Source organism: Arthrobacter sp. R4 (assembly GCF_051365025.1).
Lineage (GTDB): Bacteria > Actinomycetota > Actinomycetes > Actinomycetales > Micrococcaceae > Arthrobacter.
The window spans coordinates 40,569-58,954 of record NZ_JBLWIJ010000003.1 but is presented as its reverse complement, the minus strand read 5'-3'; the positions used below and the strand labels follow the sequence as shown (position 1 = coordinate 58,954).

At 64.7% G+C, this 18,386-nt stretch carries 18 protein-coding genes; all 18 read right to left on the bottom strand.

Annotation, left to right across the window (positions count from 1 at the left end; translation table 11 throughout):
- Window positions 1-37 precede the first annotated feature (37 nt).
- Window positions 38-1,411: a S8 family serine peptidase gene (locus ACLKOZ_RS02340; protein WP_436472513.1), complete on the bottom strand. Its 1,374-nt coding sequence runs from the start codon at window positions 1,409-1,411 to the stop codon at window positions 38-40.
- Window positions 1,412-1,485: 74 nt separating this feature from the next.
- Window positions 1,486-2,433 carry a Ppx/GppA phosphatase family protein gene (locus tag ACLKOZ_RS02335; RefSeq protein ID WP_337346660.1) on the bottom strand — a complete coding sequence of 316 codons (948 nt, stop codon included), beginning with the start codon at window positions 2,431-2,433 and terminating at the stop codon, window positions 1,486-1,488.
- Window positions 2,430-3,101, bottom strand: coding sequence for a DUF501 domain-containing protein (locus tag ACLKOZ_RS02330; protein ID WP_436472512.1), 672 nt, complete (start codon window positions 3,099-3,101; stop codon window positions 2,430-2,432). The genes ACLKOZ_RS02335 and ACLKOZ_RS02330 overlap by 4 nt, the downstream gene beginning before the upstream one ends.
- A gap of 27 nt (window positions 3,102-3,128) precedes the next feature.
- Entirely contained in the window at window positions 3,129-3,791 is a 663-nt protein-coding gene (locus ACLKOZ_RS02325) for an FtsB family cell division protein (RefSeq protein WP_436472511.1), read from the bottom strand.
- 156 nt (window positions 3,792-3,947) lie between these two features.
- Window positions 3,948-5,228 carry a phosphopyruvate hydratase gene (gene eno, locus ACLKOZ_RS02320; RefSeq protein WP_337346663.1) on the bottom strand — a complete coding sequence of 427 codons (1,281 nt, stop codon included), beginning with the start codon at window positions 5,226-5,228 and terminating at the stop codon, window positions 3,948-3,950.
- A gap of 130 nt (window positions 5,229-5,358) precedes the next feature.
- Window positions 5,359-5,955 (bottom strand): MazG nucleotide pyrophosphohydrolase domain-containing protein, encoded by a 597-nt coding sequence (locus tag ACLKOZ_RS02315; protein ID WP_337346751.1) that lies wholly within the window; start codon window positions 5,953-5,955, stop codon window positions 5,359-5,361.
- Window positions 5,956-6,016: 61 nt separating this feature from the next.
- Window positions 6,017-7,162, bottom strand: coding sequence for an adenosine deaminase (locus ACLKOZ_RS02310; RefSeq protein ID WP_337346664.1), 1,146 nt, complete (start codon window positions 7,160-7,162; stop codon window positions 6,017-6,019).
- Window positions 7,163-7,201: 39 nt separating this feature from the next.
- Window positions 7,202-7,930, bottom strand: a complete 729-nt coding sequence (locus tag ACLKOZ_RS02305; RefSeq protein ID WP_337350063.1) for a DedA family protein — start codon at window positions 7,928-7,930, stop codon at window positions 7,202-7,204.
- A gap of 179 nt (window positions 7,931-8,109) precedes the next feature.
- Window positions 8,110-8,769 (bottom strand): DedA family protein, encoded by a 660-nt coding sequence (locus tag ACLKOZ_RS02300; RefSeq protein WP_436472510.1) that lies wholly within the window; start codon window positions 8,767-8,769, stop codon window positions 8,110-8,112.
- Between the two features lie 5 nt (window positions 8,770-8,774).
- Window positions 8,775-10,088, bottom strand: a complete 1,314-nt coding sequence (locus tag ACLKOZ_RS02295) for a thymidine phosphorylase (protein ID WP_436472509.1) — start codon at window positions 10,086-10,088, stop codon at window positions 8,775-8,777.
- The gene (locus ACLKOZ_RS02290) at window positions 10,085-10,504 is read right to left on the bottom strand and encodes a cytidine deaminase (protein WP_436472508.1); all 420 of its coding nucleotides are present in this window, start codon (window positions 10,502-10,504) and stop codon (window positions 10,085-10,087) included. Before ACLKOZ_RS02290 ends, ACLKOZ_RS02295 begins: the two co-directional genes overlap by 4 nt.
- Window positions 10,505-10,509: 5 nt before the next feature.
- Window positions 10,510-11,835: an ABC transporter permease gene (locus ACLKOZ_RS02285; RefSeq protein ID WP_436472507.1), complete on the bottom strand. Its 1,326-nt coding sequence runs from the start codon at window positions 11,833-11,835 to the stop codon at window positions 10,510-10,512.
- Complete coding sequence (locus ACLKOZ_RS02280) at window positions 11,832-13,205, bottom strand: ABC transporter permease (protein ID WP_436472506.1); 1,374 nt, start codon at window positions 13,203-13,205, stop codon at window positions 11,832-11,834. Before ACLKOZ_RS02280 ends, ACLKOZ_RS02285 begins: the two co-directional genes overlap by 4 nt.
- Window positions 13,198-14,823, bottom strand: a complete 1,626-nt coding sequence (locus tag ACLKOZ_RS02275) for an ABC transporter ATP-binding protein (protein ID WP_436472505.1) — start codon at window positions 14,821-14,823, stop codon at window positions 13,198-13,200. The genes ACLKOZ_RS02280 and ACLKOZ_RS02275 overlap by 8 nt, the downstream gene beginning before the upstream one ends.
- 178 nt (window positions 14,824-15,001) lie before the next feature.
- On the bottom strand, window positions 15,002-16,108 hold the full coding sequence (locus tag ACLKOZ_RS02270; RefSeq protein WP_436472504.1) for a BMP family lipoprotein: 1,107 nt from the start codon (window positions 16,106-16,108) through the stop codon (window positions 15,002-15,004).
- A 287-nt stretch (window positions 16,109-16,395) separates the two neighbouring features.
- Complete coding sequence (locus ACLKOZ_RS02265) at window positions 16,396-17,418, bottom strand: NADP-dependent oxidoreductase (RefSeq protein WP_436472503.1); 1,023 nt, start codon at window positions 17,416-17,418, stop codon at window positions 16,396-16,398.
- Window positions 17,415-17,846, bottom strand: a complete 432-nt coding sequence (locus ACLKOZ_RS02260; protein WP_436472502.1) for an organic hydroperoxide resistance protein — start codon at window positions 17,844-17,846, stop codon at window positions 17,415-17,417. Before ACLKOZ_RS02260 ends, ACLKOZ_RS02265 begins: the two co-directional genes overlap by 4 nt.
- A 43-nt stretch (window positions 17,847-17,889) precedes the next feature.
- Window positions 17,890-18,324, bottom strand: a complete 435-nt coding sequence (locus ACLKOZ_RS02255) for a MarR family winged helix-turn-helix transcriptional regulator (RefSeq protein ID WP_436472501.1) — start codon at window positions 18,322-18,324, stop codon at window positions 17,890-17,892.
- Between the last annotated feature and the right edge of the window lie 62 nt (window positions 18,325-18,386).

Sequence of the window (18,386 nt, the reverse complement as noted above, 5' to 3'; positions counted from 1 at the left end):
CAGTACTTTGTGAAAATCTTCACTAACTACCGCCCGGCTATGGCTTGCCTCCCGAATCAACGGCGTCCAGGACCCCGGTATCGGGTTCTTCATGGGCCAGGCGGGGATTGCGGGCGGCCCTCCGCAGCTGGATCGCGGCTGCCGCGATGATGACCACAAAAAGCACGGCGAACCCAATAACGACGGCGGCGCCGAGGGCGGAGTCACGCTGCGACGGAGCCTCTGCGGCGGGCACTGTGGCCTCGGGCAAGGTGGGTACTGCGCTGGGGACGTCGGTGGTGGGCACTGGCGCGGGCGTTGACAGGTTGCCGCGGCGATGCACGCGGATCCAGTCCGAGATGGAGCCCAGCGGGTTGCTGGCGGCTTCGGGAACTGAATCCTTCAGCGCGGCCTCGGCGTTGAGGACGCCGAACCCGTACAGCGGGTCCTTGCCCGGTGCGCCGGCGTCCTTCGCGGTGGTGACGATCCGGTTGATGACTTGTTTTGCGCTCATCTCCGGCCACTTCGACCGGATCAGGGCAGCGACTCCGGCCACAATGGGCGTCGCGCCGGAGGTGCCTGCCCATTCGGCGTAGCCGCCGCCGGGCATCCCCCCGAGCAGGTTTTCCGCCGGGGCCGCCACACCGATGCTGATCCCCTGCGAGGACGAGTCGACGCTTGCCACACCCTTGCGGTCCAGCCCGGCCACCGTCAGCACGCCCGGAATAGTTGCCGGTGCACCCACCTGGAGGTTACCGCCCACCCGGTTTCCGGCGGCGGCCACGATAACGACATCTTTCTGCTCCGCATACAGGAACGCCGCATCCCAGCTCTGTGGCCACTGGGGCGTGGTGCTGCCCAGGGAAATGTTGATGACCTTGGCGCCGTTGTCCACGGCCCAGCGGACCGCTTCGGGGATCTGGTCCTGATCGCTCTTCCCGGCAGGGTTGGCGGAACCCAGCCAGGTGGACACTGACAGGATCTGCGCCTCAGGGGCAACACCCACGATTCCGGCCGGTCCGGCGCCGGAGGGGGCAGGGCTTGGACTGGCGGTGGAGCCTGCCGCCTGATGGCCGCGGCCGGCCAGCATCGTGGCTACCAGCGTCCCGTGTTCCGGCTTGGCGCCGATGCTCTTCTGCCCGTCCGGATTTCCGGCCCCCGATGCATCGTAGCCCCCGGCAACGGCCCCCTTGAGGTCGGGGTGCTGGCCGTCCACGCCGCTGTCGATCACAGCGACCTTCACGCCCGAACCCTTCGAGACCTCCCAGGCCTTCGTGATGCCGGACTCGGCCAGCCAGTATTGTTTGTCGCGCTCGGCGTCGGCCTGCGCTGCAGGCGCAACCGCAAGTCCTGCAGCCAGGCTGGCTCCTGCCAGGGTCATCGCCAGGAGAGCGGAGGCGGTCCGGCGGAGCCGGGCTGTTGCTCTGGTCATTTGGGGTCCCATGGTCGGTGACATGAACTCGGGCGGCTGGCGGCGTCGGACTGACACTGCCTGGCTGCTGCCGCTCAGCTGATGCTCAGGGCAATACCGTCAAGAATATCGTGTTCGCTGGCAGTGGCTGTGACGATCCGGCCGCCGCTGAGCCCACGAAGCCGTTCCAGGATGCGCCGCCAGACAAGGCCGCCGGCGCCGATGACGTCCACCCGGCCCGGATGCATGTAAGGCAGCGCGGCACGCTGCGCCCTGGGCATCTCCAGCAGGTCGGTAGCCGCCCCGCGGATGTCGTCGATGGGCAGTTCGGTGCCGTGGATCGCGTCTGGCGAATATTCCGGCAGACGCATCGCGTGGGCTGTGATGGTGGTGATCGATCCGGCCACCCCGACGACGGCGGTGGCACGTTCCAGCGGAACGTCCAGTCCCGCCTTGGTAATGGCGGCATCAACGTCGGCTTCCGCGGCGGCGATCTGTTCAGCAGTGGGCGGGTCTTCCCGCAGGTGGCGTTCAGTCAGCCTGACGCAGCCGATATCCACCGATTTGGCGGCGGTGACGCCGTCGGCGGTGCCGAGCACGAATTCGGTGCTTCCGCCGCCAAGATCAACCACCAATACCTGGGCCCCGTCGAGGATGGGCAGGACACTGCTGGCACCGGCGAAGGAGAGCGCCGCTTCCTCATCGCCGGTGATCACCTCGGGTTCGACTCCGAGGAGGTCGCGGATTCCGTCCACAAAGACCTGGCGGTTACGCGCGTCCCGGCTGGCGGAGGTGGCGACGAAGCGGACTTTCCCGGCGCCGTGGTCGCGGATCAGCCGGGCATAGTCAGCTGTAGCCGCGAAGGTGCGTTCCAGGGCTGCGGGAGCGAGCTCACCGGTGGCGTCCACGCCTTCACCCAGTCGGACAACGCGCATCTCGCGGACCACATCGGCCAGTTTCACCGCCCCGTTGCTGCGGTCAATGTCAGCGATCAGCAGGCGGATGGAATTCGTCCCGCAGTCGATGGCCGCGACGCGGCTCATGGTGTTGCCTCCGTAGTGCTGGCGGACTTGCGGACCGGTGCGGGACGGCCAACGATATCGGGCAGACCCTGGGGTCCGTGCCTGCTCAGGTCCTTGGCCGGAGCCTCCCCCGCGGTGTCCCAGGCGCCGTCGCAATAGCAACGGTCCGCTGTCCACCATTCGCTGATGTCCGCGATGGCCTCATCACCGAGAGGGTTGACTCCCGGACCGGCCGCCAGCGAGTGCCCCACGAGGACGTGCAGGCATTTGACGCGGGTGGGCATGCCTCCGGCGGAGATACCGTCAATCTCCGGGACTGCGCCCACTCCTGAGCGTTCCCCAATGGCGGCCCGGGCTGCCAGGTACTCTTCGTGCGCCGACCGGTAGGCAGCGGCAAGCGGCTCATCGGCGGCCAGCCGCTCATTCATGTCGTTCATCAGCCCGGCGGCCTCCAGCCGGGAGACCGCTGAGGTGATCACGGGATGCGTCAGGTAGAAAGTGGTGGGGAACGGTGTGCCGTTGCCCAGCCGCGGGGCGGTGGCGGCCACGAGCGGGTTCCCGCAGACGCAGCGCGCCGGGATCTCCACAACATCGCGGACGGGCCTGCCCAGCTGGCGGCTAAGCACTTCGAGATCGTGCGCTGATGGCTGGCGGGACTTCTCCGGCGCAGTTGCCGTGTTTTCTTCCACTGGCGCGGCCATCCTTCCTCTATTGGTTCAGTCTGTGGCCGCACGCCTGATGGACTCCCACAGGGAATCCACCCACGGCAGATCGGCGGGGTCTTGTGCTTCAGCAGCGGACTGGCTGCTGCTGCTACCGGCCGGCAAGTCGCTGCCGAATACCCAGTAGCCGGTCTCACCCGGCATAACCATGTTAATGCGGTCGCGGGCCTGTTGTTTCACGTAGTTGGGGTCCTGCCACCGCGATACCTGTTGCCGGAGCGTGTCCTGCTGTGCCTGGCTGGCCGCAATGTCGGCATTCAGGGCGGCGATTTCGGCCCTTTTGTCGAAGAAGATCTTCACCGTGGGCGCCAGCATGATGGTGATCGCAATCATGACCACGGCCAGCGCGAGCATCCGCCCGGAGAAGGCCTTGGCCGGGACCGGATGGCCGTCGTCGTGTGCCGCATCCCTGGCGGGGCCGCCCTTCCGCGTTCCGCCCTTGCCAGGAAGGTGGACGCCGCTCCCCCGCGTCTTCGTCGCCGGCGCCTGAGTGTCCCTGTTTGCTGGGGCGGCGCTTTTAGCAGAGGCCACTTTGTCCTTGGTCCCGCCGAAATCGGCCCGGATGACCTCAGCTTTCCCCGCGGCTTCCTTGGCTGGCTCCGTGGTGGCTGGCGGCCGAGTGGCGGCCCTGGGAACTTTGGGACGGCGGGTAGCCATGACACTCCTGAAACGTGCGGCCTGCTGCGGCAGCAACTGTCTGCGCGGGACAACCCGCGGCTGAACAAAACCAGGCCGGGTGGACAGCCCGGCGAAACAAAAACCGGTGGCTATGGTCTTTCAACCATAACCACCGGTCAGTTGTTTATGCGGCTACTAGCCCTTGAAACGCGGGAACGCGCTGCGGCCGGCGTAGCGTGCAGCGTCGTCGAGTTCTTCTTCGATGCGCAGCAGCTGGTTGTACTTGGCCACACGCTCGGAGCGGGCCGGAGCGCCGGTCTTGATCTGGCCTGCATTGGTGGCCACCGAGATGTCAGCGATGGTGGTGTCCTCGGTCTCGCCGGAGCGGTGCGAGGTGATGGTGGTGTAACCGGCGCGCTGGGCCAGGCTGACGGCGTCCAGCGTCTCGGTCAGTGAACCGATCTGGTTGACCTTCACCAGGAGCGAGTTAGCCGTCTTGGTGTCGATGCCACGCTGCAGGATGGACGGGTTGGTGACGAAGAGGTCATCGCCAACGAGCTGGACCTTGTCACCGATGGTGTCGGTGAGGGTCTTCCAGCCTTCCCAGTCGTTCTCGTCAAGCGGGTCCTCGATGGAAACCAGCGGGTAGTCGGCGACGAGCTCGGCGTAGTACGCGCTCATTTCGGTGGCGGACAGTGCCTTGCCTTCGAACTGGTAAGCACCGTCGGTGAAGAACTCGGAGGAGGCGACGTCCAGTGCCAGGGCGATGTCCTGGCCCGGGGTGTAGCCGGCGTTCTTGATGGCTTCCTGGATCAGGTCCAGCGCTGCACGGTTGGACGGCAGGTTCGGTGCGAAGCCGCCCTCGTCGCCGAGGCCGGTGGAGAGGCCCTTTTCCTGCAGGACGGCCTTGAGGGCGTGGTAGACCTCAACGCCCCAGCGGAGTCCCTCAGAGAAGGTTTCGGCACCCAGCGGGACAACCATGAATTCCTGGATGTCGACGTCGGAGTCGGCGTGTGAGCCACCGTTAAGGATGTTCATCAGCGGCACGGGCAGCACGTGGGCGTTCGGACCGCCCAGGTACTTGTACAGCGGCAGGTCAGCGGAGGCTGCAGCTGCGTTCGCAACGGCGAGGGAGACGCCGAGGATGGCGTTGGCGCCCAGCTTGCCCTTGTTGGCGGTGCCGTCCAGGTCGATCATGGCCTGGTCGATGCTGCGCTGGTCAGTGGCGTCGAAACCGGTCAGGGCCGGAGCGATCTGGTCGATGACGGCGTCAACGGCCTTCTGGACACCCTTGCCGAGGTAACGGCCTTTGTCTCCGTCACGGAGCTCAACAGCCTCGTGCTCACCGGTGGAGGCACCGGAGGGAACTGCCGCGCGGCCGATCTGGCCATCGGAAAGCAGGACTTCAACTTCTACGGTCGGGTTGCCACGGGAATCGAGGATCTCGCGGGCGTGGATGGCATCGATAAGCGCCATGAATATGCTCCTTATGGGCGATAACTGGGAGTCTGACAGCGGAAAATTAGCGGAAAACTCGACGTCCTCGTCAGGGACAAGAGTAGTCGAGAGTGGTGGAGGTTACGGAAACCTATCCAACCCCCGGACGTCATGAAGGCGCGTTGCTGCCCTCATAAGCGGCCTGGTAGCGCCGGACTGCGCCCCGGAGGGCACGTTCGGCGTCGAATCCCTGACTGCGCGCGGAGCCGACAACGGCGAGCAGCAACTCGCCCAGCTCCTCTTCTGTTTGCACGGAGGGGGTTTCGACTTCCGGGGATCGAGCATGTGGGGACCCGGAGCGGGCTGCCCGGTCCAGCGCCTTCTGTGCCTTGGCCAGGGCCGGCAGCGCGTGCGGAATACCCTCGAAGGGGTCCTTGCGTTCTGGACGTTCAGCCCTCTTGACGGCATCCCATTTCTGCACAATCTCCTCGACAGTTGCCGGAAAGCTGTCCTGCAGGGAGCCGTCGGGCCGGAATACGTGCGGGTTGCGCCGGACCATTTTGGCCGTCAGCCCGCGGGCAACGTCGTCGAACGTAAAGCTTCCCCGCTCCTGGGCGAGCCGGGCGTGCAGCACCACCTGGAGCAGCACATCGCCGAGCTCGCCTTGGAGTTCGGAGTCGTCTGCGCCGGTCTCGATCGTCTCGGCGACCTCGAACGACTCCTCCAGGAGGTACTCCACCAGGGACCTGTGGGTGAGCGCGCCCATCCACGGGCAGTGTTCCCGCAGCTGGGCTATGACAATCAGCAGCCGTTCAACGGGGGTCTGGTCAGCCAAGGTTTGCGTAGGCGTCGTTGATGTACTCCACTAGCGCTTCCTTCTCCTCAAGGGGCAGGAAGGACGCCTCCGCCGCGTTGAGGGTGAGCTCGAGGAGGTCGTCGAGGTCGTAGTCGAAGGTTTCCACCAGGAGCTCGAACTCGTCAGTCAGGGTGACGCCGCTCATCAGCCGGTTGTCGGTGTTGATGGTCACGTTGAACCCGAGCTGGTAGAGCATGTCCAGCGGGTGGCTCTCGATGCCGTCGCCGAAGCCGGCAATCGCCCCGGTCTGGAGGTTGGAGGAGGGGCAGATCTCCAGGGCGATGCCGCGGTCCCGGATCCAGCTGGAGAGGTCACCCAGGGTGACCAGGCCGATGCTGTCCTCATCGCTCTCAGCGTCATCTTCGTCGTCGAACTCCACCATGATGTCCTCAGCGATGCGGACGCCGTGGCCAAGACGCAGAGCCCGGCCATCGACCAGGGCGGACTGGATGCTCTCGAGTCCGGCGGCCTCGCCGGCGTGCACCGTCGCGGGGAAGTTGTGCTCTGCCAAGTAGGTGAACGCGTCCTTGAAACGGGAAGGCAGGAAGCCGTCCTCGGCGCCGGCGATGTCGAAGCCGACCGCTCCCTTATTGCGGTGGCGCACAGCGAGTTCGGCAATTTCCTGGCCGCGGTCCGCGTGCCGCATTGCTGTGATCAGCTGGCCAACCTGGATCTCGCGGCCGGTCTCGGCCACGGCGTCGACGCCCGCTTCGAGGCCTTCCTGCACAGCCTCCACCGCTTCGTCCAGTGATAGGCCCTTCTGAAGGTGCTGTTCGGGAGCCCAGCGGACCTCGCCGTAGACCACGCCGTCGTCGGCCAAGTCTTCAACGAACTCCTTGGCGACGCGGAACAGGCCTTCCTTCGTCTGCATCACCGCCACCGTGTGGTCGAACGTCTCCAGGTAGCGGACCAGCGAGCCGGAGTCAGCGGACTCACGGAACCATTGGCCCAGTGCCACCGGGTCATCGGAGGGAAGCGTGTGGCCAACGGCCTCGGCAAGTTCGATGATGGTGGCGGGGCGGAGACCGCCGTCCAGGTGATCGTGAAGGGAAACCTTGGGCAGGCTCTTCAGGTCGAAATCGATGGCAGGGGCAGCGTCAACAATGGGCTCAGTCACGTACCAACCTTAGGGTCGGCGGACGCGCAACGCCAGCCGCTACTGGGTGCCAGGCTCAGGGTCCCCGGACGAGGAGGCCAGGATCGGGGCAGACCCTGCAGGCAGGGGTTGCGCCCCGTCCGGTCCGCCGTCGAGCCATTCATCCACGACTTCGGCGTCGTTGCGGGCAAGGTGCTTGTGCCACCAGCGCAGGGCGTGGTCGATCACGATGCCCAGGACGATCGCGAACACCACGGCAATGCCTGCACTCAGCAGCGGGTTGTGGTGGAGCCACGGGAACGAGCTGGCAAGGAGGCCGATGCCGATCGAATAGCCCACCCACGTAACGCAGGCGAACGCATCCAGCAGGAAGAACCTGCGGTGCCCAAAACCGGTGCTCCCGGCCACATAGTTCACGGCTACACGGCCCCAGGGGATGTACCGGGCCGTGAAGATGAGGACCGCCCCGCGCTTTTCGAGTTCATATCTCGCCCAGCCGAAAGCCTTCTGCACCTTCGGGCGTCGCATCCATTTCCAGCGGTCCAGGCCGATCCTGCGGCCCAGGAGGAAAGCCATGTTGTCCCCCGCGATGGCACCGATCAGGGCGGTGACGCCCAGGATCCACAGGTTGGGCTCCCCACTGTGGCGGGAAAAAGCTGCCAGCGCAACGATGAGGGTCTCGCTGGGGACCACCATCGCGAAGCCGTCCACAAAAAAGAAAACCAGCAGAACTGGGTAAATCCACCACTGGCCCGCTGCATGGAGCACGGCCTCATTGATAAACTCCACGCGGGTCTTGCTCCTAGACGAAAAAATGACGCAGCCAAAAGTGACGGAAATCGCTCTTCAGTGTCCCACGGCCAGGGCGTCGTTCGCTACGTCCCGGCCGTGGAAGTACGCTTCCAAACTTAGCGGCAGGCGGGCCGCTCCGTCGTCGTCCTGCGGGCTGATATCGGCAAGGTGCCGCGTCAGTCCCTGGGCGGAGTCCCGCCGTCGGCCGAGGCTTCGGGGTCCTTCATCCGTTCCACCACCGGCACCCTCCCGCGGATGCGGTTGATGACGAGGTCTACAACGATGCCGAGCGCCACGGCACAGACAATGGCGATGACTGCGCCCAGCAGGTGGTTATCCTCGAACCACTGCCCGAAGAACAGCCCGATGCCCACCGAATAACTGGCCCACAGGGTTGCCGAGAGTACGGTCAGGGCGACGAACCGCAGCCGCGGATAGTGCGTCACACCGGCGGTGAGGTTGACTGCCACGCGTCCGATCGGCACAAACCTGGCCACCAGGATCAAGGACGCAGGCCGTTTCCGCAATTCCCCACCTGCCCAGCGGAAGGCACTTTGCATCCGGGGGCCGCGCATCCAGGACCAGCGGTGTGTCCCTACCCTCCGCCCGATGACATAGGCGATGTTGTCGCCGAGGAAGGCGCCCATGCCTGCAACCAGCATGAGCAGCCAGGGGTTGGGGACATCCGCGGTGGCGGCCACTGCGGCCAGTCCCACCACCACGGATTCACTGGGTATCGGGGGAAAGAAGCCATCAATAAGGCAGCAGGCCAGAACGAGGAACAGAACCCAGGGCTGCCCGGCGGCGGCGAGGATGAAATCGTTGATGGCCTGCATTGTCCCTATGCTATTCGGTCGATGATGAGCTGCTGGGCCGGACGCGAACCTTCCGGAGCGATCACCACCGCGCGCTCCAGTACTTCTTTAGCGCGCGCGAACTTCTCCGGGGTGTCGGTGAGCAGTGTCATGAGGGGCTCGCCTGCGCGCACCATGGCGCCTGGCTTGGCATGCATCCGGACGCCGGCGCCGGCCTGGACACGGTCCTCCTTGCGGGCACGTCCGGCGCCAAGGCGCCAAGCCGCAACACCCACCGACAGGGCGTCGAGTTCAACGAGTACGCCGTCCGCCGGTGCGTAGATGACTTCCGATTCCTTGGCCACCGGCAGCTTGGCCCGGGGATCCCCTCCTTGGGCCTGGACCATGCGGTCCCAGACGTCCATGGCCCGGCCATCCTTCAGCGCGGCCCTGGGGTCGGCGTCGTGGATGCCGGCGCAAGCCAGCATCTCCTCCGCCAGCCGGACTGTGAGTTCGACGACGTCTTCCGGCCCGCCGCCGGCCAGCACCTCCACGGATTCCTCCACCTCGATGGCGTTGCCGGCGGTGAGGCCCAGGGGCGTGCCCATGTTGGTGAGCAGCGCCACGGTATTGACGCCGGCATCCTTCCCGAGGGCCACCATGGTCTCTGCCAGTTCCCGGGCTTGGGCCTCGTCCTTCATAAACGCGCCACTTCCCACCTTGACGTCGAGGACCAGCGACCCCGTGCCTTCGGCGATCTTCTTGCTCATGATCGAGGAGGCGATCAGGGGGATGGCTTCGACGGTGCCCGTGACGTCGCGGAGGGCGTAGAGCTTTTTGTCCGCAGGCGCCAGCCCGGCACCTGCGGCGCAAATCACGGCGCCTACATCCTGGAGCTGGGCCATCATCTCGTCGTTACTCAGGTCTGCCCGCCAGCCGGGAATCGACTCCAGTTTGTCCAGCGTGCCGCCAGTGTGGCCCAGGCCGCGGCCGGACAGCTGTGGTACCGCCACGCCAAAAACGGCTACGAGCGGCGCCAGCGGGAGCGTGATCTTGTCGCCCACGCCGCCGGTGGAGTGCTTGTCGGACGTAGCCTTCACACCGCCGTCGGGCCGCCGCAGGCCCGAGAAGTCCATCCGCTCGCCCGAGGCAATCATGGCCGCGGTCCAGCGGGATATCTCCGCCCGGTTCATGCCGTTCAGCAGGATGGCCATGTTCAGTGCCGCCATCTGTTCGTCGGCTATTGCACCCCGGGTGTAGGCGTCGATCGTCCAGTCGATCTGCTCGGGGCTCAGTACGCCTTTATCCCGCTTGGTGCGGATGATGTCGACGGCGTCGAACGCGTCAGTTCTTTGGGTCACGTCCAGTCCTCCAGGTTTTGGGGGCCAAATGCATCGGGCAGCACCTGGTCCATCGTCTTGATGCCTTGGGTGGTCATCAGCTCCATGCCGGGAGCGCGGAACTCATAGAGCAACTGGCGGCAGCGGCCACACGGCATCAGCACGTGGCCGGAGGCATCCACGCAATAGAAGGCGCGGAGCAAACCGCCTCCCGTCATGTGCAGGTTGCCTACCAGCGCGCATTCGGCGCAGAGTGACAGTCCGTAGCTGGCATTCTCCACGTTGCAGCCGCTGACGATGCGTCCGTCGTCGGTAAGGGCTGCGGCCCCCACATGGAACTTCGAGTACGGCGCGTAGGCGTTGTGCATGGCGGCCACTGCGGCCGTTTCAAGCGCCGGCCAGTCAACGGGGTTCGTGCCCTTCGCAGGTGTCTCCATGGCCGTCAACCCTTGACGTACGGGATGCCGCTGGCCGCCGGCGGCCTGGAACGTCCCACCAGTCCGGCGACGGCGAAGACGGTCACCAGGTAGGGCAGCATGGCCATGAACTGGCTGGGCACGGGGGTCCCGATGATAGTCACGATGCTCTGGAGGTTGTCCGCGAAGCCGAACAGCAGGGCGGCAAAGAAAGCTCCAATGGGGTTCCACCGGCCAAAGATCAACGCGGCCAGGGCAATGAATCCGCGACCGCCGGAGATCTCCTTAGTAAAGCTGTCGATCGCCACCAGGGTGAAGAACGATCCGCCGATGCCTGCGATGGCGCCGCCGATGGTGACGTTCCAGAAACGCGTTGCGTTGACCTTGATGCCCAGGGTGTCCGCCGCCTGCGGGTGTTCGCCCACGGCACGGACCCTTAGCCCCCATTTGGTCTTGAAGAGGCCAAGCCAGACGACGATGACCGCGACGTACATCAGGTAGCCCACCAGCGACTGCTTAAACAGGATGGGCCCAAGGATCGGGATACCGGACAGCACCGGAATTTCGATGTTGTCCAGGCCCACGGGCGAATTGAACTGGGCCTTGTTGGCCTGCATGACGGTACTGAACAGGAAGCCGGTGAGGCCGGACACCAGGACGTTGAGGACAACACCCACAATGATCTGGTTGACCAGGTACTTGATGCTGAAGAGCGCCAGGACCATGGAGACGACGGCACCCGCCACTGCTGCGGCAAGGAGACCCAGGAAGGGGTTCCTGGTCATCGTCGCCACCATGGCGGCGGTGAAGGCACCGCCGAGGAGTTGCCCTTCGATGGCTATGTTGACCACGCCGACACGTTCACACAGGACCCCGGACAAGGATCCGAACACCAGCGGTACTGCAAGGGTGACGGATCCGGCGATCAGGCCCGCAAGCGAAATGCTGGGCGTACGCGCTCCGCCTACCACCCAGATCAGGAAGGCCGCCACGAAGAGTACGGTGAAGGTAATGGGCAGCCAGGCCGGTGCTGCCTGGGCCTTCGTTTTGAGGAAGACCGCATACGCTGCGAGCCCCAGCAGGATCACCGAAAGCACCAAGCCGCCAAGGAACGCGGGCACTTCGAGGGCCGGGAGCTGGAAGAAGTCACTGCCGGTGGAAATGCCAAACTCGGCAGTCTGGTTAGGTCCCAAGAGGCCAAAGAAGACAAAGGCGACGAGTGCCAGGAGCGCCAGCATCACGGGGGTCTTCCATGTCACTGGCTTGGCCGAGACTCCTTGGGACCGGTTGGCGGCCTGCGGGGTCCCAGGCTCGCGTTTTCCTGGCAGGGGCGAGGTTGCTGTTGTGCTCATGCTGCGCCTCCGGTGGTTGCTGCCTGCTGGGACCTGCCGGCTTTAGCCGGCTTCCTGCGCCGTGGATTCAGCCCGAAAACGGCCCGCACCAGCGGCGGGGCCGCGATGAAGAGGACGATCAGGGACTGGACCACCAGGACGATGTCGATGGGGGTTCCGGTCTGGATCTGCATCTGCACGGCGCCGGCGCGGAAGGCGCCGAACAGCAACCCCGCCGCGAAGGTGCCCCACGGCGTCGAACGTCCCAGCAGCGCAACGGTGATCGCGTCGAAGCCGTAAGTGGCAGCCACCCCGTCGGTCAGGACCTTTTCCGTGCCTGCTACCTGGGCGACCCCTGACATGCCGGCGAGGGCTCCCGCGATTGCCATCACCAGGATGGTGGAGCGGGACACGTTGATGCCGGCTGTCTGGGCCGCCTTGGGGTTTGCCCCCACGGCCCGGAATTCAAAGCCAACCGTGGAACGGTTGAGGAGCCACCAGACCAGGATGGTTGCGGCGATGGCCAGGATGAAGCCCAGGTGCAGCCGGTACTGTGAGCCGAGGATTTGGGGGTATACCGCGGTGGCGTCCAGGATGGGCGAGATGGGGTTGGATTCGCCCGGTCGCTGGAAGGCCGGCGTGTTCAGCAGATAGCCCAGGAAGTACAGCGCCACATAGTTGAACATGATGGTCACGATGACCTCGTGGGCGCCTGTCCGGGCCTTGAGGAGCCCCACCAGCCCGCCCCAGAGTGCGCCGCCCACGATGCCGGCTACGAGGACCAGCAGCAGGTGCAGTCCCACCGGGAGGTGCAGCGCGAAGCCAACCCACGCGGCAAGGATGCCTGCCATGACGATCTGGCCTTGGGCACCGATGTTAAAGAGGCCCGCGCGGAATGCCAGGGCCACACCCAGGCCAGCCGTGATCAGGGGCGTCGCAATGGTGAGGGTCTCCATCAGCGGGGCAAACTGGACAGCCACGCTGGAAGCCATCGGGTTGAAGATCGCACCCTGGAACAGGGCTACATAGGAGCCAGTGGCCGCGGTCCAGACAGCGGAGAGGAAATCCGTGGGCCGGGCAAACAGGTACGTGGAGGTCGCACCCACCCGCTCATCGGTGCTGGCTATCAGCAGGCCGCCGATGACGAGGGCAAGCAGCACAGCCAGCAGGGAAACCATGCCGCTGCCGGTGAAGATCCGCCGGGCCAGTGTCTCGGGACCGCCAGGCAGCTTGCCGCTCTGCGCCGTGGCCGGAACCGCCGAAGGTTCCATGGCTCCCCCGGCAGTATCCAGGGCGGCAACCGCGGCAGTCTCCTCGGCAGCGGGACTGTCCTCATGGGGTTTCTCAGCAGGTCGGTCAGCCGCGTGTTTGCGGGGGTGCTTCTCAGACATGGTCGCCTCCTTCGGCGCTGGCGGTGGAGGTTCGTGGGGTTTCAGGGGTGCCTGTTTCCCGGCGCCCGTTCTCTGCGGGCAGGTTCCCTGCGTGCGCAGTGTCCGTTGGTGTAGCGTCCTCCGGCGATATCCCGGCCATCATGAGGCCGAGGACGTCCCTGCCCGTGCCCGCCGGGACGATGCCCACGAGCTTGCCCTTATAAACGACGGCAATCCGGTCGGCGAGTTCCATCACCTCGTCCAACTCCGTGGACACGATCAGCACAGGCGTTCCGTGGTCGCGTTCGGCAACGATCCGTTTGTGCAGGAACTCGATCGAACCAACATCAACACCGCGTGTGGGTTGGGAGGCGATAAACAACCGCAAGGGCCGGGAGAGTTCCCTGGCCATGACTACTTTCTGCTGGTTGCCTCCGGACAGCGTCCCTGCAGCCAGGGACCCTGACTCGGTGCGGACATCGAACTCGCCAATGCGCGTCTTCGCGTTCTCCAGGACTTTCGCCGGGCTCATGCTGATCCCCTTGGCGAACGGGGGCTGGTCGTAACGGTCCAGGACGAGGTTCTCTGCGATGGAGAACGTTCCGATCAGGCCGTCCACCGAGCGGTCCTCCGGAACAAAACCGACGCCGGAGTTGAGGACATCTTTGACGCTGCGGCCCAGGAGTTCTTCACCGTCGAGCATGATCGAGCCGTGAACCCGATCTTGCAGGCCAAGGATGGCCTCGGTCAGTTCCGTCTGCCCGTTTCCCTGGACCCCTGCCAGCGCCAGGATCTCGCCCCGGGCGATGTCGAAGCTGATGCCGTCTACTACGTGTTGGCCACTCGGGGCAATGACGGTGAGGTCCTTGACCTGGAAGGTCTTCTCCTGGGGCTTGGCTGGAGCCTTGTCCAGGGTGAGGCTGACAGCCCGGCCGACCATCATCGATGCCAATTCCGCCGTGGGGGCCGCAGGGTCAGCGCTGCCCACAACTTTGCCGCGCCGGATCACGGTGATGGTGTCGGACACCGCCTTCACCTCACGGAGTTTGTGAGAGATGAAGACGATCGAGGTTCCGTTGCTTTTGAGCTGGCGCATGATGTCCAGCAGCTCATCGGTGTCCTGTGGCGTCAGCACCGCCGTCGGCTCGTCGAGGATGAGGACCCTGGCGTCGCGGACCAGCGCCTTGATGATTTCCACCCGCTGCTGCACGCCCACCGGGAGGTCCTCCACCAGGGCATCGGGGTCGACGTCGAATCCGTAGCGGTCCGAGATCTCCCTGATCTTGCGCCGGGTGTCGTCCAGGTTGAGGAAGCCGCCCGCCTTGGTGGATTCCGCGCCAAGGGCTACATTCTCGGCAACCGTGAAGACAGGAACGAGCATAAAGTGCTGGTGCACCATGCCGATGCCGGCAGCCATGGCGTCGCCGGGGCCGCGGAAGGAAACTGGTTTGTCGTCAATGAGGATTTCGCCCTCGGTGGGCTCGTAGAGCCCATACAGCACATTCATCAGGGTGGACTTGCCGGCCCCGTTCTCGCCCAACAGACAATGGATCTGTCCGGGTTCAACCACCACGTCGATGTGATCGTTGGCGAGCAGGGAGCCGAAACGTTTGGTGATCCCTCTGAGTTCAAGTTTCAAAACTCTGACCAATCTCGAAGCGTCCGGTGAATCCCCACCGGACGGGATATGTGGCTGCAGCACCAGCCTAGTGCGTGCAGTCCTGCGTGGGCGGTCTCGCGGACCAGCGAACTCCAACAAAAAGCGCCACCGCCCGGCCAGTCGATGACCATCCGGGGGTGGCGCTCAGTGAAGGTGGCTAAGCCTTGGGGCTTGCCGCCGACTCGACCTTCAGCTTGCCGTCGATGATGTCCTTCTTGAGCTGGTCCAGCTCGGACTTCAGCTCAGCCGGGACCTCGGCGTCGAAGTTGTGGAAAGGTGCCAGCTGGACGCCGTCGTTCGCCAAGGTGCCAACATAGGGCGTGTTGGTGAACTTACCGTCCTTGTCGTCCTTAACCACGGTTTCAACGGCGTCGCCCATCAGCTTCATGACCGAGGAAAGCATGATGTCCTTGTATTCCGGTGCGGTCAGGAAGCCGTCGGAGTCAACCCAGATAAGCTTGACGTCCTTGCCCGCAGCCTTCGCCTCCATGAGAGCCGCGCCCGCACCCTTACCCACCGGACCGGCGACGGGCATAACGATGTCAGCTCCCTGGTCCAGGAAGTTCTGGGTGAGCTGCTTGCCCTTGTCCTGCTTTTCGAAGTCGCCGGTGAAGCTGCCGTCCTGGGTGGCTTTGTCCCAGCCAAGGACCTTGACGTCCGTGCCCTTCTTTTCGTTGTAGTACTTCACGCCATCGGCAAAGCCGTCCATAAAGATGGTCACGGTGGGGATCTTCCGGCCCCCGAAAGTGGCTACGCTTCCGGTCTTGGTGGTTCCTGCGGCCAAGTAACCGGACAGGAACGCGGCCTGGGCGGTGTCGTAGATGATCGGCTTGACGTTGCTGATGGGCGGGTCGTAGCCGAAGTCGATGATGGCGAAGTGGCTGTTCGGGTTGGCCGCGGCTTGGGCCTTGGTGGCATCGCCGAGCAGGAATCCGACCGTCAAGGTGAGGTCGCAGTTGGCTGCAACCATCGCCCGCAGGTTCGGCTCGAAGTCGTTGTTGGTCTTGGACTCGACTTGGTTGATCTTGATGCCCAGATCGGCTTGTGCCTTCTTCAAGCCCTCGTACGAGGACTGGTTGAACGACTGGTCATCGAATCCGCCGGAGTCCGAGACGATGCAGCCGGTGTAGTCACTGGCCGTCGCGGTGGGGCTGCCGGCTTCGGGAGGCGCACCGCAGCCGGTCAAGAGGAGTGCGGTAGCACCCATAGTGGCCACGCCTGCGACTGAACCGCGTTTGAGGTGTGCACGCAGTGATGTCTTCAAGATTCCTCCAGGATGAAGAGAGATGCGCTACGACGGGAATTCAATGAGTGTCTGTTTCAACCCTGAAATTCTGTTTTCACTGACGGTCCGCAGCACTGCGCCGAAGCGCTCTGATGAAAGCTACTTTAGTGGCCTGCGCCACTACCGGTAACACATCCCGGGCCGATCCTGAAGATTGTTGAGATTTTGTTACCAAGCAGTAGGTACCACGCCTATATGGCGCGGAGAAACACTTCTGGCCCCGTCGAAACGGGGCCACAAGTGTTCGTCTGTCCTGGAGGACGGCGCTAGAGGCGAACCAGCATCTTCCCGGTGTTCGCGCCGTCCAGGAGGTCCATGAAGGCCCGCGGAGCGTTCTCCAGTCCGTCCACTACCGTCTCGTCGTAGCGGACCGAACCGTCCGCCAGCCAGGCCGACATCTTCTGGAAGAACTCCGGTCCGTGCTGGCGCTGCCCGCCCACCAGGAACCCGCGCAAGGTGAGCTGCTTTCCGATGGCGAGCATGAGGTTGCGCGGAGCCGGTGTGGGCTCGGTGGAGTTGTATTGGGCGATGGCGCCGCACATGGCCACGCGGCCGCCGACATTCAGGACCGCCAGCGCTGCCTCCAGGTGCTCACCGCCCACGTTATCGAAATACACGTCGATGCCTGCGGTTCCGGCGGCCATTGCGAGCTGCTCCCGCACGGGCCCGTCGTGGTAGTTGAACGCAGCATCGAAACCCAGCTCCAGGAGCCGTTCAACCTTCTCGGGGGTTCCCGCACTGCCGATGACACGGGAAGCGCCCATCGCCTTGGCAATCTGACCCACGAGCGACCCCACAGCACCAGCGGCACCGGAAACGAACACGGCATCCCCGGCCTTGAAGTCCGCCACCTTAAGGAGTCCGGCATACGCCGTCAGGCCGGTCATGCCCAGGGCCCCGAGGAACGCCGACGCCGGCGCGAGGTCGGTGCGGGCAACGGATGCTTTGTCTGCGTCCAGGACAGCGTATTCGCGCCAGCCCAGCTGATGGACGACGGCGTCACCCACCTTCCGTCCCTCGGCCCTGGACGCGATGACCTCACCAACGGCGCCGCCGTCGAGCGCTGCATCCAGCGCGAAAGGCGCCGAGTAGGACTTGACGTCATTCATGCGTCCGCGCATGTAGGGATCCACCGAAATGTAGAGGTTCCGGACCAGGATCTGGCCCTCCTTGAGCGCCGGCAGCGGTGCCTCGGCCAGGCGGAAGTTCTCCTGAACGGGGCGCCCGGTGGGGCGCGATGCCAAGTGGATTTCACGGGTGGATGTGGGTAGTGCAGTTGTTGTGCTCATGCTGCGAACTCCAGGATTTTGATGTCCACCGTCATGTTTCCGCGGGTGGCGTTGGAGTAGGGGCAGATCTGGTGCGCTTTGGCTACCAGGCTTTCGGCCGTGGCGAGGTCAACGGCAGGGACAGCAATTTCCAGTTCCGCTGCGAGGCCATAACCAATGCCGTCCTCCAGTGCCCCGAAATGGATCTTGGCAGCCACCGCCGAATCGGTAAGATCGGCACGCTCCTTGCGCCCTACGAGGCGGAGTGCCGAATGGAAGCAGGCAGCGTAGCCGGCGGCGAAAAGCTGCTCCGGATTGGCGCCCAGGCCGTCTCCGCCCAGTTCCACGGGGCTCGCCAGGCTGACATCCAGCTTCCCGTCCTTGGTGCGTGCGTTGCCGTCCCGGCCTTCGCCGGAAGCCAGGGCCTCGGCCGTGTAGAGAGTCTTCATGTGTGTCCGTCCTGTTGGATATGGATGCCGGAAAAAGTGGTGGTCAGTGCGAGCGGTGGAGTGCTTCCGTGAGCCTGCCGAGAGTGGCGCGGAGCTGTTCGAGTTCCTGGTCCGAAAGTCCGGCAGCATCGGCAAGATGCTGGGGAATCCCGCTGGCCTTGCTGCTGAGCGCCCGCCCGGCCGCGGTCAGGTGGATGGCTACGCGGCGTTCGTCTTCGCCGGACCGGCGCCGCTCCACGAAGCCCAGCGCTTCCAAGCGCTTGAGCAACGGCGACAGTGTGCCCGAGTCGAGTCCCAGCTCCTCCCCCAATTCCTTAACTCCCTTCGGATCGGATTCCCACAGGACCAGCATCACCAGATACTGCGGGTAGGTCAGGCCGAGGTCGTCAAGAATGGGCCGGTACACGGCTGTTGCCGCACGGGAGGCGGCGTAGAGGGCAAAGCACACCTGTCGGTCGAGGCGGGGAGCTTCAGTCATGACCAAAACGATAGTGCACAATTCAATTGTGCACAACTTACTCGAGCGAAAAGAGCGCGAAC